This is a genomic window from Streptantibioticus silvisoli, from assembly GCF_027947535.2.
In the GTDB taxonomy this organism is placed as follows: domain Bacteria; phylum Actinomycetota; class Actinomycetes; order Streptomycetales; family Streptomycetaceae; genus Streptantibioticus_C; species Streptantibioticus_C silvisoli.
This window is the reverse complement of sequence record NZ_JAAGKO020000049.1, coordinates 51,557-66,514: the sequence shown is the minus strand read 5'-3', so window position 1 is coordinate 66,514 and position 14,958 is coordinate 51,557. Positions and strand designations below refer to the sequence as shown.

Here is a 14,958-nt window from a genome sequence, read left to right as displayed (position 1 = left end):
CCCCTTTGAGGGGTTAAGGCTCCCAGTAGACGACTGGGTTGATAGGCCGGAAATGGAAGCACTGCAAGGTGTGGAGTTGACCGGTACTAATAGGCCGAGGGCTTGTCCTCAGTTGCTCGCGTCCACTATGTAGCTCCCAGATAGCGAATCATCGCACTGGTTGAGCTGACTTAACTGAAAAGTGTGCTTGTTCGCTGGCACCTTGCCTATGCCCTGGTCTGACGACCGGGCTGGCCCGATGGTGTTTCGGTGGTCATAGCGATTGGGAAACGCCCGGTTACATTCCGAACCCGGAAGCTAAGCCTTTCAGCGCCGATGGTACTGCAGGGGGGACCCTGTGGGAGAGTAGGACACCGCCGAACAATCTTTCAGGACCCTCGGTCCCGGCCTCAGCGCTGGGACCGAGGGTCCTTTTGTTTTTCACCGCAGCATCTGCTGTCCCTGGCATCACGTTGTTCCTCAGCCTGTTGCATCACAGCTTGTTGCACCACAGCAGTACTGACCGACGAAGGAGTCACGTCGATGTCCAACTCGTCCGACGATCGCTCGGAGCGACCCGAACGCAACGAGCGGAACTCGGGTGCCGGCGACCGGCGCGAGTTCCGCGGAGGGCCGCGTCGTACTGACGACCGCGGTGGTTTCCGACGTGATGACCGTCCGTCCGGTGACCGCCCGCGCCACGGGGACCGCCCCAGCGGTGGTGACCGTCCGCGTACCGACCGGTCGTCCTACGGTTCCCGTGACGACCGGCCGCGCGGCCCGCGCCGTGACGACGACCGTGGCGGCTTCCGCCGCGACGACCGTCCGTCCGGCGGCGACCGCCCCCGTACCGATCGCTCGTCCGGTGACCGGCCGCGCTACGACCGCCCCTCCGGTGGCGACCGTCCGCGCTACGGCGACCGCCCGGGTGGCGACCGGCCGCGTACTGACCGTCCGTCCGGTGACCGGCCGCGTTACGACCGTCCCAGCGGTGGCGACCGTCCGCGCTACGGTGACCGTCCCGGTGGCGACCGGCCGCGCACTGACCGTCCGTCCGGTGACCGGCCGCGCTACGACCGTCCCAGCGGTGGTGGCGACCGACCCCGCTACGGTGACCGTCCCGGCGGCGACCGCCCCCGCGGCGACCGGCCGTCCTACGGTTCCGGTGGTGACCGTCCGCGTACCGACCGGTCGTCCTACGGTTCCCGTGACGACCGGCCGCGCGGCCCGCGCCGTGACGACGACCGCGGCGGCTTCCGCCGCGACGACCGCCCCTCCGGCGGGGACCGTCCGCGCTACGGCGACCGCCCCGGCGGCGACCGGCCGCGCCGCGACGACGACCGCGGGAGCTTCCGCCCCGGTGGCGACCGCCCCCGTACCGACCGGCCGCGTGACGACCGCTCGTCGGGTGACCGCCCGCGGTACGACCGTCCCAGTGGTGACCGTCCGCGCTACGACCGCCCCTCCGGCGGCGGCGACCGACCCCGTTACGGCGACCGCCCCGGCGGCGACCGGCCGCGCCGTGACGACGACCGTGGCGGCTTCCGGCGTGACGACCGCCCCCGCACCGACCGTCCGTCCGGTGACCGGCCCTCCGGCGACCGGCCGCGGTACGACCGCCCCAGTGGTGGCGACCGGCCGTCCTACGGTTCCCGTGACGACCGGCCGCGCGGCCCGCGCCGCGACGACGACCGCGGTGGCTTCCGCCGCGACGACCGCCCCTCCGGCGGCGACCGTCCGCGCTACGGCGACCGCCCCGGCGGCGACCGCCCGCGTGACGACCGCTCTTCGGGCGACCGTCCGCGGTACGACCGTCCCAGCGGTGACCGGCCCTCCGGTGACCGTCCGCGGTACGACCGCCCCTCCGGCGACCGTCCGCAGTACGAGCGCCGTGACGACCGGCCGCGTGACGACCGGCCGCGCCGGGACGACGACCGCGGTTCCCGGGGCGGGTTCGCCGGCCGCCGGGACGACCGCGGTGGCAGCCCGGAGCGCCGGCCGTACGCGGCGGGCGGGCGGGGCCGGTTCGAGAACCGGGACCAGCGCGACGGGCGGGACGACCGGCCGCGCCGTGAGGAGCGCGACCCGGTCAAGCGCCTGCCGATCCCGGAGGACGTGACCGGCCAGGAGATCGACAAGAGCGTCCGTCAGGAGCTCAAGAGCCTGCCGAAGACGCTCGCCGACGACGTGGCCCGCAACCTGGTCATGGTCGCCCGCTCGCTGGACGAGGAGCCCGAACTCGCTTACGGGTACGCCAAGATCGCCCACCGGCTGGCGTCGCGCGTCGCCGCGGTCCGGGAGGCCATGGGCTTCGCGTGCTACGCCAGCGAGAAGTACGCCGAGGCGCTCGCGGAGTTCCGCGCGGCGCGCCGGATGACCGGCACGGTGGAGCTGTGGCCGGTCATGGCCGACTGCGAGCGCGGCCTCGGCCGTCCGGAGCGGGCGCTGACCATGGCCGGTGAGCCGGAGGTCGGCAAGCTGGACAAGGCCGGCCAGGTCGAGATGCGGCTGGTCGCGGCCGGCGCCCGGCGCGACATGGGTCAGGCGGACGCCGCCGTGGTCACGTTGCAGAGCCCGGAGCTGGCCTCCAGCGCGGTGCACCCGTGGACCGCGCGTCTGCGGTACGCCTACGCCGACGCCCTGCTGGCCGTCGGCCGGGAGGACGAGGCGCGCGAGTGGTTCGGCAAGGCGCTGGAGGCGGACCAGACCGGTTCCACCGACGCGTCCGACCGGCTCGCGGAGATGGACGGCGTCGAGTTCCTGGACGCGCTCGACCCCGAGTCGGACGACCTCGACGACGCCCCGCGGTCGGCTCCCCGTAGCGGGGACGCGGCCGAGGGCCGTACCCGGATCGCGGCTGAGGACCTCGGCGACGAGGACGACGGCGTGGACGAGTACTACGACGAGGACGACATAGAGGTCGACGAGGTCGACTTCGACCCCGAGCGCGACCTCGATGACGACGACGAGGACGGCGTCGAGCCGGCGAAGGCCGAGAAGGCCGGCAGCCGCGGCAAGGCCGAGAAGGCCGGGCACGCCGGGCACGACGGCGATGACGATGACGACGAGCGGGCCGACCGTTCGGAGCCGGAGTCCTCGACGTTCCTGCGGAACCCGTTCCAGGCCGCCGGGCCCGTCGCCGCGCACGAGGACGACGCGGACGACGAGGACGACGAGGATGTCGCCGACGACGCCGGTGTCGACGCCGACGACACCGAGGACGAGAACGACGCCGAGGGTCGGAAGGACTCCGGCGCCTGATCGCCGCGTTGACCCGGAACGCCCCGCGAGGTCTGCCTCGCGGGGCGTTCCGCGTTCACTCTTCCGTGTTCACCGGCGGTGCGGTGGGCGCGGTTCAGCCGGCGGTCAGGCTCCGCAGGACGAGTCCGGAGGCGGGCTTGGGGCCGAAGGAGGTCGACTTGGGCGGCATCATGACGCCCTGCCGGGCCAGGTCGAGGACGGTGTTCTCCTCGACCGGGTGCATGAGGACCGCCGTGCCGCCGAGCCGGTGGGCCTGGCGGATCGCGGCGGTGGTGTCGTGGACGTAGCCGAGGTACTCGGGCGCGTCGGGGACCCGCCAGACGCGGTCGATGAGCACGCTGTGCAGCACGGTGGTGTCGAGCCGGCGCCAGGATTCGGGGCGGCCGCGCGGGACGGACGCGTCCAGGAGCCGGTCGTCGGGCCGGGTCAGCAGGTAGAAGGCGCCGGACGGGCCGTCGCCGGACAGCAGGAACGCGTTGTCGCCGTCGCGCACCGCGTGGGCCAGTGCCTTGAGGGCGTCCGGCAGCGGGCCGGGCACCTCCTCGATGTCGAACGCGGTCCGCACGGCAGCCAGTGCCTTGGCGATCGGCAGGCGTTGCAGCACGCGGTGGATCGCGCGGACCGTCAGCGGGTAGCGGTCGGAGTCGACCAGCAGCACCAGCCCGTGGTCCCAGGGGCCGGGGTCGGTGTGCGGCGGCTGTTCGTCGCGCAGCAGCAGGTAGGTGGCCCAGCGGTGGTGGCCGTCGGCGATCAGCGCCTGGCGGCGCGACAGGTCGGCGTCGATCGCGGCGAGTTCGGCCGGGTCGGTGACCGCCCACAGCCGGTGCCGGACGCCGTCCTCGGTGGTGGTGACCAGCAGCGGCGGCAGCGTGGCGTAACGTTCCACCGCCGCGGCGGCGGCACCGGAACCGTGGCGTTCCCCGTCCCCGCCGTTTCCGCCGGCGTCCCCGCCGCTGTCCGCGCCGGCGTCCGCGCTGTCGTCCCCGTAGGTGGGACCGTCGCCGCGGTAGACGAGCAGCAGCGGTTCGAGGTTGGCGGCCGTGGTGCGCATCAGTTCGGCGCGGTCCACGACCGGGCCCGGCATGACCGCCTCGTGCGGCAGGACGACCCGTTCGTCCGGCGTGGTCAGCCGCAGGGCGCCGATCAGCCCGCGCTGGAGTTCGCCGCTAGGACCACGCTGTTCGTAGACGTAGAGCGACGGAACGGGGTCGGTGGCCAGGATGCCGTCCGCCAGCCAGTCGCGCAGGGTGTGCGCGGCCTGGGTGTGCCGGGCGGCCGGGTCGCCGGCCTGGGGCAGGATCAACCGGACGATGTTGAACGGATCGGCGGTCTCCAGGTGCTGGAGTCCGTCGGGCCGCACCACGACGTCGTACGGTGGCGAGGTCACCGCGGACAGGCTGCCGACCCGGTCGGGGTCGTAGCGCAGCCCGCGGAACGGCGTGAGCCGCAGACCGCGCGGTGACGCGGGGGATGCTGGGGTGCTCATCGGAGCATGTTATGTGCAGAGGGCAGCCAGGAGCAGGCGCAGTTGCCGCCGCGCGGGAACGTGCGGAGAACGGAAGTCACCGCCGCGCGGGAACGCGGGGAGGGCGCAAGTCACCCCTGTGCGGGAACGTGCGGAAAACAGGAGTCACCGCCGTGCGGGAACGCGCGGGGGGACAGGCGAAGGAGCGTTGGCGCGATGAACCCGAGGACCCGGCCCGAGGGCAGTGGGCGGACCCTGAACGAGGCGTACGACACCGCGCTGCTGGATCTCGACGGCGTGGTCTACGCGGGCGGTGAGGCGATCGACCACGCCGTCGACTCGCTGTCCGCCGCGCGCGACGACGGGATGCGGCTGGCGTATGTCACCAACAACGCGCTGCGCACGCCCGACAGCGTCGCGGAACACCTGACGCGGCTGGGCGTTCCGGCCGAGCCGGCCGACGTCATCACCTCCGCGCAGGCCGTCGCCCGGCTGATCGCCGAGTCGGTGCCGGACGGCTCGCGGGTGCTGGTGGTCGGCGGTGAGGGCCTGGTGGTCGCGCTGCGCGAACGCGGCCTGGTCCCGGTGGAGTCGGCCGACGACGACCCGGCCGCCGTCGTCCAGGGCTACGGCGGGCCCGGCATGGCGTGGGAACGGCTGGCGGAGGTCGGGTACGCGGTGGCGCGCGGCGTGCCGTGGTTCGCGTCCAACACCGACCTGACCATCCCCAGCGGTCGCGGCATCGCCCCGGGCAACGGCGCGGCGGTCCAGGTCGTGCGGATGGTCACCGGTGCCGAGCCGAAGGTGGCCGGCAAGCCGCAGCCGCCGATGCACCGCGAGACGATCCTGCGCACCGGTGCGCGGCGCCCGTTGGTGGTCGGCGACCGGCTCGACACCGACATCGAGGGCGCGCACGCCGGTGAGGTCGACTCGCTGCTGGTGATGACCGGGGTGACCACGCCCGCCGGCCTGCTGGCGGCGCCGCCGGAACACCGGCCCACCTATGTCGCCGCCGACCTGCGCGGGCTGCTCACCGGCCACGCCGGCGTCGAGGGGGACGCCGACTCCGGCTTCCGCTGCGGGAGTTGGACGGCCCGCGCGGCCGACGACGCGCTCGTGCTGGACGACGGGGACGGCGACGGGGACGAAAACGGCGGTGATCCGTACGACGGTCTGCGCGCGCTGTGCGCGGCGGCCTGGACCGCGGCCGGCGACGGCTCGTGCGAGCTGGACGCCGGCAAGGCGCTGGAACGGCTGGGGCTGGACGGCTGACGTGGCCGACCGCCCCGGCGGGGCCGGCGCGAGGACGCCGACACGCCCGGGGCGGCGGCGGGTGGGGACGGGGTCAGAGCAGGGTGCGCAGCCGCAGCAGGTCGCGCAGGCCGGCTTCCAGCTTGACGCGGCCGGAGGCCCACGCCCTGGCGAAGTGCAGGCGGCCGCCGACCAGGTCGACCAGGTCGTCGCCGGTCATCGTCAGCCGGATCTGGGCGCGTTCGGCCGGGGTGCCGGGGACGGTGACGATGTCGCGGATGCGGCCGCCGGCCAGGCGTCCGGTGAACGTCAGGTCCAGGTCGGTGACGCGGCAGCTGAGCGAACGGTCCAGGGCCACCGCGTCGGCCACGCCGCCTTGGGCCTTCGACATGTTCTCCGACAGCCGGTCGAGTGCGGCACGGCACTCCTCGGTGGTCGCCATCGGTGCTTGTAGCTCCCCGTCTCCACGATTGCGTACCGCACGACCGTACACCGCCCGGGACGGGTGATATCCGTGCCATCCATGCCACTTCGGGGGCGTGGCACGCGGTAGCGTCGTGAACACGTGCACCACAGAAGTCCAAGGCGAGGCGAGGAGTGAGCACATTGCGTGACGCACTGCGTACCTGTCTGCAGATCGCGGGTGGACTGACCGAGGCCACCCGGCGGCGCGCGGTGGGAGCGGCCCGGGAGCTGCTGGACCAGACCGGCGTCGACGTGGACGCGTTGCAGCGCACCATCGGCGAACGGATTCCGCCGGAGGTGCAGTCCCTCGCCGACGAACTCATGGCCTCCGGCAAGGCCAACCGCGACCTGCTCCTCGGACTGGTCCGCGAGGAGATCGACAAGACGATGGGCCGGGTGGGCCGGGTCGCCGACGAGATCACCAAGGTCGGCGTCATCCTGGAGGCCCTGGAGCGCCGGGTACGCAACCTGGAGGGCCCCGCGGAACCCGAACCGCCCCGCGAACGCGTCACCGTCGACACGGACGCGCCGACCCCGACGCCGGCCCCGGCGCGGACGACGCCTCCGGCGGGGAGGACCACGCCTCCGGCGGCGAAGACGGCGCCTCCGGCGGAGTCTGCGACCTCGGCGGAGAAGGCCGCCTCCGCCAAGTCCGGCAAGAAGGCCGCCACGAAGAAGCCGGCGGCCCCGGAGGCGAAGAAGACCGCACCGGTGAAGGAAGCGGCGGCCAAGGCCCCGCAGAAGACGGCTCCGGCGAAGACCGCGGCCCCCACGAAGACGGCCGAACCGGCGAAGAGGACTCCGGAGAAGAAGGCGGCCGTGGCGAAGACGACGCCTCCGGCCGGGAGGACCACGCCTCCGGCGGCGAAGAAGGTCCCGGCGAAGAAGGCCCCGGCCGGGAAGACGGCTTCCCCCGAGCGGGCCGCGCCGACGAAGACGGCGGCACCGGCGACCCGGACCCCGGCCGCGCAGGATTCCGCCGGTCAGGATGCCGTCGCCCAGGCATCCGCCGGCCAGGCCGCCGCCAAGAAGACGGCTCCGGCGAAGAAGGCGCCCGCCCGCAGGACCACGGCCACCCCGGTCGACGTGGCCAAGCAGTCCGCACCGGCGACCACCACCCCGGCGGCCCCCGAAACCCCGTCCGGCCGCCTGCCCGTCGCCAGGAAAACGGCACCGGCGAAGACCCCGGCCCCCGGCAAGAACGCCCCCGGCAAGAACGCCCCCGGCAAGAACGCCACCGGCAAGGACGCCACCGGCAAGGCGCCCGCCGAGCGGACGGCACCGGGGCAGACCGCTCCCGCCGAGCGGACCGCCCCGGGGAAGACGGCTCCGGCCAGGAAAACCGCTCCGGAGAAGCCCGCCGCCGCGAAAAAGACCGCTCCCGCCGGACAGACCGCTCCGGGGAAGACGGCTTCGGCCAAGAAAGCCGCACCGGAGAAGCCCGCCGCCGCGAAGAAGACCGCTCCCGCCGGACAGACCGCCCCGGAGAAGACGGCTCCCGCCAAGAAAACCGCCCCGGAGAAGACCGCTCCGGCCAAGAAGGCCGCCCCCGAGAAGTCCGCTCCCGTGAAGAAGGCCGCCGCCAAGAAGGCCGCCGTGAAGAAGACTTCCGGGCCGGCGAAGCCCACCCCGCCGGGGGCGGCCGCCGGTGAGTGAGCCGGGGACCCCGGCGCCGGAGGCCGTCGCGGACGGTTCCGGCGCCGGGGGCCGGGCGCCGGGGCGGGAATCGGAGCCGCTGGGCGTGACGTTGGCGCTCACGGGGGACGTCGGGGTGGACGCGCTGATGGAGCGGTTGGCGGACGCGGACGCGCTGCCGACCGACAGCCATGCCGAGGTGTATGAGGATGTACACCGCGGACTGCGTGACACGCTGACCGCGCTCGACAGCCGGCCGGGGCCGCCGGCTCCGGGACCGCCCACCGGGCCGGGCCGGGCGGACCCGGCGACGTAGACGACGACAGGAGATGAACCGCTCGTGGCACGACGACGGCTCGACGCGGAGCTGGTGCGCCGGAAGATGGCACGGTCCCGGGAGCACGCCGCCCAGTTGATCGCGGCCGGCCGGGTGACGGTCGGCGGCGGCACGGCGACCAAGTCGGCCACGCAGGTGGAGACCAGCGCCGCGCTGGTGGTGACCAAGGACGACGACGACCCCGACTACGTCTCGCGGGGCGGTCACAAGCTGGCCGGCGCGCTGGCCGCGTTCACCCCGCTGGGGTTGCGGGTCGAGGGCCGCCGGTGCCTGGACGCCGGCGCCTCCACCGGCGGGTTCACCGACGTGCTGCTGCGGGCCGGTGCCGCCGGGGTGGTCGCGGTGGACGTCGGTTACGGGCAGCTGGCCTGGTCGTTGCAGAGCGACGGGCGGGTGGTCGTCAAGGACCGCACCAACGTGCGGGAGCTGACGCTGGAGCAGATCGACGGGGTGCCGGCCGACGTGGTGGTGGGCGATCTGTCGTTCATCCCGCTCGGTCTGGTGCTGCCCGCGCTGGTGCGCTGCGCCGCGCCGGAGGCGGATCTCGTTCTGATGGTCAAACCGCAGTTCGAGGTGGGTAGGGATCGGCTGGGGACCGGCGGAGTCGTGCGCCGGCCCGAGCTGCGGGCGGAATCGGTGCGCACGGTGGCCGGTCAGGCGGCCGCGCTCGGGCTCGGAGTGCTCGGCGTCACCGCCTCACCCCTGCCGGGACCGTCCGGCAATGTCGAGTACTTCTTGTGGCTTCGCGCCGGGGCACCGGAACTCGACCCGGCCGATGTGGACCGAGCCGTAGCGGAGGGGCCGCGTTGAGCGGATCGTTGAGCACGTCGAAGAACAACCCGGACCTGCCGGCCGGGGGCGGTACCGAGCGGCGGACGGTGTTCCTGCTCGCCCACACCGGGCGGCCGGCGGCCGTACGCAGTGCCGAGCGGGTGGTGCAGGGCCTGCTGCGCTCCGGCATCGGAGTGCGCATCCTGCGCGAGGAGGCCGCCGACCTGCCGGTGCCCGCGCCGGTCGAGGTCGTGGAGGAGGGCGAGTCGGCCACCGCGGGCTGCGAGTTGATCGTGGTGCTGGGCGGCGACGGGACGCTGCTGCGCGGTGCCGAGTTCGCCCGCGCCTCCGGGGTGCCGATGCTGGGCGTCAACCTGGGCCGGGTCGGCTTCCTCGCCGAGGCCGAACGCGACGACCTGGACAAGGTGGTGGACCGCGTCGTCACCCGGGCGTACGAGGTCGAGGAACGCATGACGCTGGACGTGCTGGTCCGTGCGGACGGCCGGGTCGTGCACACCGACTGGGCGCTGAACGAGGCGTCGGTGGAGAAGGCGGCCCGCGAGCGGATGCTGGAGGTGGTCATCGAGGTCGACGGCCGCCCGGTCTCCGCGTTCGGCTGTGACGGCGTGGTGTGCGCGACGCCGACCGGCTCGACCGCCTACGCCTTCTCGGCCGGCGGCCCGGTGGTGTGGCCCGAGGTCGAGGCGCTGCTGATGGTGCCGATCAGCGCGCACGCGCTGTTCGCCAAGCCGCTGGTGACGTCGCCGGCCTCCGTGCTGGCGGTCGAGGTGCAGACGACCACCTTGCAGGGCGTGCTGTGGTGCGACGGCCGCCGTACCGTGCCGCTGCCGCCGGGTGCCCGGGTCGAGGTGCGGCGCGGCGAGGTGCCGGTCCGGCTGGCCCGGCTGCACCACGCGCTGTTCACCGACCGGCTGGTGGCCAAGTTCGCCCTGCCGGTGGGCGGTTGGCGCGGCGCACCCCGCTGACCGGCACGGTCCGCCGGCGCCCCGGTCCGCTTCGGCGGTGCCGGGGCGCTCGCGTCGGTGCTGCCGCGTCGGGTCAGCGTCGGTCCCGCGTCGGTGCCGCGTTGCCGCCGAGCCGGTCCCGCGTCGGTCCCGCATCGGTGCCGTCGGGCCGGTGGCGTCGGGTCAGCGCTGCCGGACCAGGTCGGCGGTGGCGTCGTCCACGGCCAGGTGCAGCCGGGAGCCGCGCAGCGTGAAGTGCTCCGCCGGATCGTCGTCCGACCCCGTGACGTCGTCGCAGTCGTCGTCGCCTTCGTCGCCGGGCGGCGGCCTGAGCACCAGGTGGGACGGGTCGGCGGAGACCAGGTACGCGGTCAGCCGGCAGCCGTCGTCCGAACCGGGGGAGTCGATCCGGCCCACCGGGTCGCCCACCGAGCCCTGCGCGATGGTGATCCGCAACGGCGAGGACGTGTCGCCGTCGCCCACGCTCCCGCTCCAGGTGCCGAGGTAGCCGGCGGAGATGTCGCCGGCCGGCGGGTTCGGCGCGGCGGCGCCGCCGGAGGGGACGGTCCGGCCGGCGAGGGGGACGTTCCCGGAAGGGGGCGCGTTCTTGGAGGGGGGCGTGCTGCCGGACGGCGCCGCGCTCCCGGCGCGGACCTCGCCGCCGGACAGGCGCCTGCTGCTGCCTGTCGGGCCCGCGTGCGGCGTGCCCGGCCTGCCCGGCGACAGCCACCACCCCAGCCCCGCCCCGCAGACCGCCAGCCCGATCACCAGCGCGGAGGCCCGCTTCACCCGCGCCGACCGCTTCTCCGGCGCCAACTGCTTCTTCGGCGCTGACTGCTTCTCCGGCGCCGACTGCTTCTCCGGCGCTGACTGCTTCTCCGGCGCCGATTGCTTCTCCGGCGCGGTCGGCGTCTCGGGTTGGGTCCGGGTGTCCGGTTCTCCGGTCCGCAGGGCCGGTTCACCGGTCCACCGGTCCGGTTGGGTCCGGGTGTCCGGTTCGCCTGGCCGCGGGTCCGGTTCGGTCCGCGCGTCAAGTCCGGCCCGTCCGTGCTGGCCGGTCCGCGCGTCCGTGCCGGTCCGTCCGCCCGGGCCGACCGGTGGTCGGACCCCGGCGCCGGAGCCGTGGCCGAAGCCGTCGCCCGGGACCTCACCGTGCGCCGCGGGCCCGTACGCGGGTGGCGGGCCGTACGCCGCGGCGCCGAACACCGCCGGAGGACCGAAGGCGGGCCGGGGAGCGTGGCCGGGGCGAGGACCGTGGCCGGTGCCGAGGTCCGTGCCGGCGTCCGCGTCCGCCCGGGAAGCCGCGCCCGCCTCCGCGTCAGAGCCCGCCCCGGAGCCCGCGCCGGCGTCCGCGCCCGGGCCCGCACCGGCTTCCGCGTCAGCGCCCACGTCCGCGTCGAGGTGGAGCAGGTCGACCGCTCGGCGGGCCAGGGCCTCCGACATCCGGGGCGGGAGCCAGCCACCGCCGGGGGTGGCGTGGGCGGTGCGGGGGTCGGGGGTGGCGAGCCGGTCGCGTACCGCGGTGGCGGACGGGCGGTCGGCGGGGTCCTTGGCCAGGCAGGCGGCCGTCAGGTCGCGCAGCCCCGCCGGCACCGCGTCGAGGTCGGGCGGCTCGTGCAGCACCCGGTAGAGCAGTACGGCCGCCGACGGGCTGTCGCCGAACGGCATGCGTCCGGTGGCCGCGTAGGCCAGCACCACGCCCAGCGAGAAGACGTCGCCGGCCGGGCCGACCGCCTCGCACCTGGCCTGTTCCGGCGCGAAGCAGCCGGGCGAGCCGACGATCAGGCCGGCCCGGGTCAGCGCGGTGGTGGCGTCCAGCGCGCGGGTGATGCCGAAGTCGATCAGCCGCGGTCCGTCCAGCGTCAGCAGCACGTTGGACGGTTTGACGTCCCGGTGCACCAGGTTCAGGCCGTGCATCGTGCGCAGCGCCTCGGCGAGACCGGCGCCCAGCGTGCGGACCGCGGACGTCGGCAGCGGCCCGAACTCCTCCAGGGCGCGGGCCAGATCGGGTCCGGGGAGGTAGCCGGTGGCGACCCAGGGGCGCGGGCCCTCGGTGTCGGCGTCCAGCACCGGCGCGGTCCACCGGTCGCCGACCAGCCGGGCGGCGGCCACCTCGCGGCGGAACCGGTCGCGGAAGTCCTGGTCGGCGGCGAACTCCGCCCGCACGGTCTTGACGGCCACCGTCCGGCCGCCCGCGGTGCGCCCGAGGTAGACCCGGCCCATGCCGCCCGCCCCGAGCCGGCGCAGCAGGACGTAATCGCCCGTCCGCCGCGGGTCCTCCGGCTCCAGCGCCTCCATACCGCCCCCGTCAGCTCGCGCCGCTCGCGCGGCGACCGTACCGCCGACGGTCCACCGTCCGACGATAGCGGCAGCGGGCCGCCATCGGTGGCTTCCGCGGCCCCGCGGGGGACGCGCGTCGCGCCGGGGGCCGCGGACCTCGTATCGTCATGGTCGTGCTGGAGGAGATGCGGATACGGTCGTTGGGCGTGATCGACGACGCCGTGGTCGAGTTGTCGCCGGGGTTCACCGCGGTCACGGGTGAAACGGGCGCCGGTAAGACCATGGTCGTCACGAGCCTCGGGCTGCTGCTCGGTGGCCGGGCGGACGCGGCGCTGGTGCGGATCGGCGCCAAGGCCGCGGTGGTGGAGGGCCGGATCAGAGTGGATCCGTACGGCCCGGCCGCCGCGCGGGCCCGGGAGGCCGGCGCCGAACTGGACGACGGCGCGCTGCTGATCAGCCGCACGATCTCCGCCGAGGGGCGGTCGCGGGCACACGTCGGCGGCCGTTCGGTGCCCGCCGCGCTGCTCGGGGAGCTCGCCGACGACCTGGTGGCCGTGCACGGCCAGACCGACCAGCAGGGCCTGCTGCGTCCGGCGCGGCAGCGGCAGGCGTTGGACCGGTACGCGGGTGACGCGGTGGCCGGTCCGCTGGTGGAGTACGCGGCCGCGTACCGGCGGCTGCGCGAGGTGGCCGGCGAGCTGGAGGAGCTGACCACCCGGGCGCGGGACCGGGCCCAGGAGGCGGACCTGCTGCGGTTCGGCCTGGAGGAGGTCGCCGCCGCCGAACCGCTGCCCGGTGAGGACACCGAACTGGCCGCCGAGGCCGAACGGCTGGGCCACGCCGAGGCACTGGCGTCGGCCGCCGCGCTGGCGCACGCCGCGCTGGCCGGCCACCCGGAGGACCCGGAGGGCGTCGACGCGGCCGGGCTGGTGGCCGGCGCGCAGCGGTCGCTGGAGGCGGTCCGGGCGCACGACCCGGCGCTGTCGGCGCTGGCCGAGCGGCTGGGCGAGATCGGCATCCTCGCCGCCGACGTGGCCGGTGAGCTGTCCGGTTACGCCGACAACCTGGACGCCGACCCGCTGCGGCTGGCGGTGGTGGAGGAACGCCGTTCGGTGCTGGCGCACCTGGTCCGCAAGTACGGGCGGACCGGTGAGGGCCTGGACGCGGTGCTGGCCTGGGCCGAGCAGGGCTCGCGACGGCTGGCGGAGCTGGAGGGCGACGACGACCGGATCGGCGCGCTGACCGTGGAACGCGACGCGCTGCGGTCCGGACTCGGCGCGCTGGCCCAGGCCCTGACCGACGCCCGTACCGAGGCCGCCCGGCGGTTCGCCGGCGCGGTCACCGCGGAACTGGCCGAACTGGCCATGCCGCACGCCCGGGTGACGGTGGAGATCCGGCAGACCGAGGACCCCGAGGGGGTCGAGGTGGACGGCCGGCGGGTCGGGTACGGGCCGCACGGCGCCGACGAGGTGGAACTGCACCTGGCCCCGCACCCGGGCGCGCCGCCGCGGCCGATCGCCAAGGGCGCCTCCGGTGGTGAACTCTCCCGCGTGATGCTCGCGGTCGAGGTGGTCTTCGCCGGCTCCGACCCGGTGCCGACCTATCTGTTCGACGAGGTGGACGCCGGTGTCGGCGGCAAGGCGGCGGTCGAGGTCGGCCGGCGGCTGGCCCGGCTGGCCCGCTCCGCGCAGGTCGTCGTGGTCACCCACCTTCCCCAGGTGGCCGCCTTCGCCGACCGGCAGTTGCTGGTGGAGAAGACCAACGACGGCTCGGTGACCTCCAGCGGCGTGAAGATCCTCGACGGTGAGGAACGGGTCCGCGAGCTGTCCCGCATGCTGGCGGGCCTGGAGGACTCCGACACCGCCCGCGCCCACGCGGAGGAACTGCTGGCGGCGGCCCGGGCGTCCCGCTGACGCGGGCGGGTTCGCCATGGGCGGGCTCTCGGTGGGCGGGCTCTCCGCGGGGGCGGGTCCGCCGGCGGGTGCTCAGCCGCTGAGGGCGCGCCGACCGGTGCTCCGTCGGCGGGGGCTGCGGCGCGCCGGTGCGATGGTCGGTGCGGGAGCGGTGCGATGCCTGGCGGAGGACCGGTGTGATGGTCGGCGCGGGAGCGGTGCGATGCCCGCACGGGACCGGTGCGATAACCGACACGGGACCGGTGCGATGGTCGGTACGGGCCCGGGGCGATGCCCGCACGGGACCGGGGCGATGTCCGGCAGGGGACCGGTGCGATGCCCCGCAGGAACCGTGCGGTGCCCCGCAGGGAAATGTAGGGTGCGGCGGAAAACGGGGTAGGCGGCGGGAGGCTTTCACGCTGCCACTCTTACGGGTGATTTGTGTGAGGGCGATCCGGTGCGGGGCGGCAGCATGGGCCGTCGGGCCGGGGGCGGCTGGCATCCTGGGAGCGACGGCCAGGGTCACCCGGCTGATCCCGTTCGTCCCGCCGGGCACCAGTCGGCGCCGTGAGGCGTTGAGTGCGTGTCGGCGTCCCGCGGTCCCCGGCGGCTCCCGCCGGGCCGCCGCGATCCTGCCCGGTTCCCGCCCGCCGATGT

Annotated in this window: 10 protein-coding genes, 2 rRNA genes and 1 pseudogene; 9 read left to right on the top strand and 4 right to left on the bottom strand. The window is 74.9% G+C overall.

What is annotated here, in order from left to right:
* Positions 1 to 110: ribosomal RNA gene (locus tag POF43_RS27080) — 23S ribosomal RNA — on the top strand; the annotation flags it as partial.
* A 135-nt stretch (positions 111 to 245) separates the two neighbouring features.
* A 5S ribosomal RNA gene (gene rrf / locus POF43_RS27075) occupies positions 246 to 362 on the top strand.
* Between the two features lie 97 nt (positions 363 to 459).
* On the opposite strand, the gene POF43_RS35010 is transcribed toward rrf, so the two are convergent.
* Complete coding sequence (locus POF43_RS35010) at positions 460 to 2,247, bottom strand: hypothetical protein (RefSeq protein ID WP_282704799.1); 1,788 nt, start codon at positions 2,245 to 2,247, stop codon at positions 460 to 462.
* Here POF43_RS35010 and POF43_RS27065 point away from each other — a divergent pair.
* Positions 2,185 to 2,970, top strand: a pseudogene (locus tag POF43_RS27065) (tetratricopeptide repeat protein); the annotation flags it as partial. The gene POF43_RS35010 and the pseudogene POF43_RS27065 overlap by 63 nt on opposite strands.
* 364 nt (positions 2,971 to 3,334) lie before the next feature.
* Here the strand turns inward: POF43_RS27065 and POF43_RS27060 are convergent.
* Positions 3,335 to 4,726: a DUF1015 family protein gene (locus tag POF43_RS27060; protein ID WP_271323711.1), complete on the bottom strand. Its 1,392-nt coding sequence runs from the start codon at positions 4,724 to 4,726 to the stop codon at positions 3,335 to 3,337.
* A 195-nt stretch (positions 4,727 to 4,921) separates the two neighbouring features.
* On the opposite strand from POF43_RS27060, the gene POF43_RS27055 reads away from it, so the two are divergent.
* Positions 4,922 to 5,977 (top strand): HAD hydrolase-like protein, encoded by a 1,056-nt coding sequence (locus tag POF43_RS27055; RefSeq protein WP_271323712.1) that lies wholly within the window; start codon positions 4,922 to 4,924, stop codon positions 5,975 to 5,977.
* A 73-nt stretch (positions 5,978 to 6,050) separates the two neighbouring features.
* Here POF43_RS27055 and POF43_RS27050 read toward each other — a convergent pair whose 3' ends face one another.
* Positions 6,051 to 6,398 carry a sterol-binding protein gene (locus tag POF43_RS27050; protein WP_271315204.1) on the bottom strand — a complete coding sequence of 116 codons (348 nt, stop codon included), beginning with the start codon at positions 6,396 to 6,398 and terminating at the stop codon, positions 6,051 to 6,053.
* 155 nt (positions 6,399 to 6,553) lie between these two features.
* On the opposite strand from POF43_RS27050, the gene POF43_RS27045 reads away from it, so the two are divergent.
* The 4 genes from POF43_RS27045 to POF43_RS27030 all read left to right on the top strand — a co-directional run bounded on the left by POF43_RS27045 (position 6,554) and on the right by POF43_RS27030 (position 10,150).
* Positions 6,554 to 8,077, top strand: coding sequence for a hypothetical protein (locus tag POF43_RS27045; protein ID WP_271323713.1), 1,524 nt, complete (start codon positions 6,554 to 6,556; stop codon positions 8,075 to 8,077).
* Between the two features lie 85 nt (positions 8,078 to 8,162).
* A complete protein-coding gene (locus POF43_RS35005) occupies positions 8,163 to 8,372 on the top strand; it encodes a hypothetical protein (protein WP_372516136.1) in 210 nt (69 codons plus the stop codon).
* A gap of 24 nt (positions 8,373 to 8,396) precedes the next feature.
* Positions 8,397 to 9,203, top strand: a complete 807-nt coding sequence (locus POF43_RS27035; protein WP_271315206.1) for a TlyA family RNA methyltransferase — start codon at positions 8,397 to 8,399, stop codon at positions 9,201 to 9,203.
* Positions 9,200 to 10,150, top strand: a complete 951-nt coding sequence (locus tag POF43_RS27030) for an NAD kinase (protein ID WP_372516135.1) — start codon at positions 9,200 to 9,202, stop codon at positions 10,148 to 10,150. Before POF43_RS27035 ends, POF43_RS27030 begins: the two co-directional genes overlap by 4 nt.
* A 162-nt stretch (positions 10,151 to 10,312) precedes the next feature.
* On the opposite strand, the gene POF43_RS27025 is transcribed toward POF43_RS27030, so the two are convergent.
* Positions 10,313 to 12,427, bottom strand: coding sequence for a serine/threonine-protein kinase (locus POF43_RS27025; protein ID WP_282704798.1), 2,115 nt, complete (start codon positions 12,425 to 12,427; stop codon positions 10,313 to 10,315).
* Positions 12,428 to 12,594: 167 nt separating this feature from the next.
* Here POF43_RS27025 and recN point away from each other — a divergent pair, with 167 nt between their 5' ends.
* The gene (gene recN / locus POF43_RS27020; protein ID WP_271325063.1) at positions 12,595 to 14,322 is read left to right on the top strand and encodes a DNA repair protein RecN; all 1,728 of its coding nucleotides are present in this window, start codon (positions 12,595 to 12,597) and stop codon (positions 14,320 to 14,322) included.
* Positions 14,323 to 14,958 lie beyond the last annotated feature (636 nt).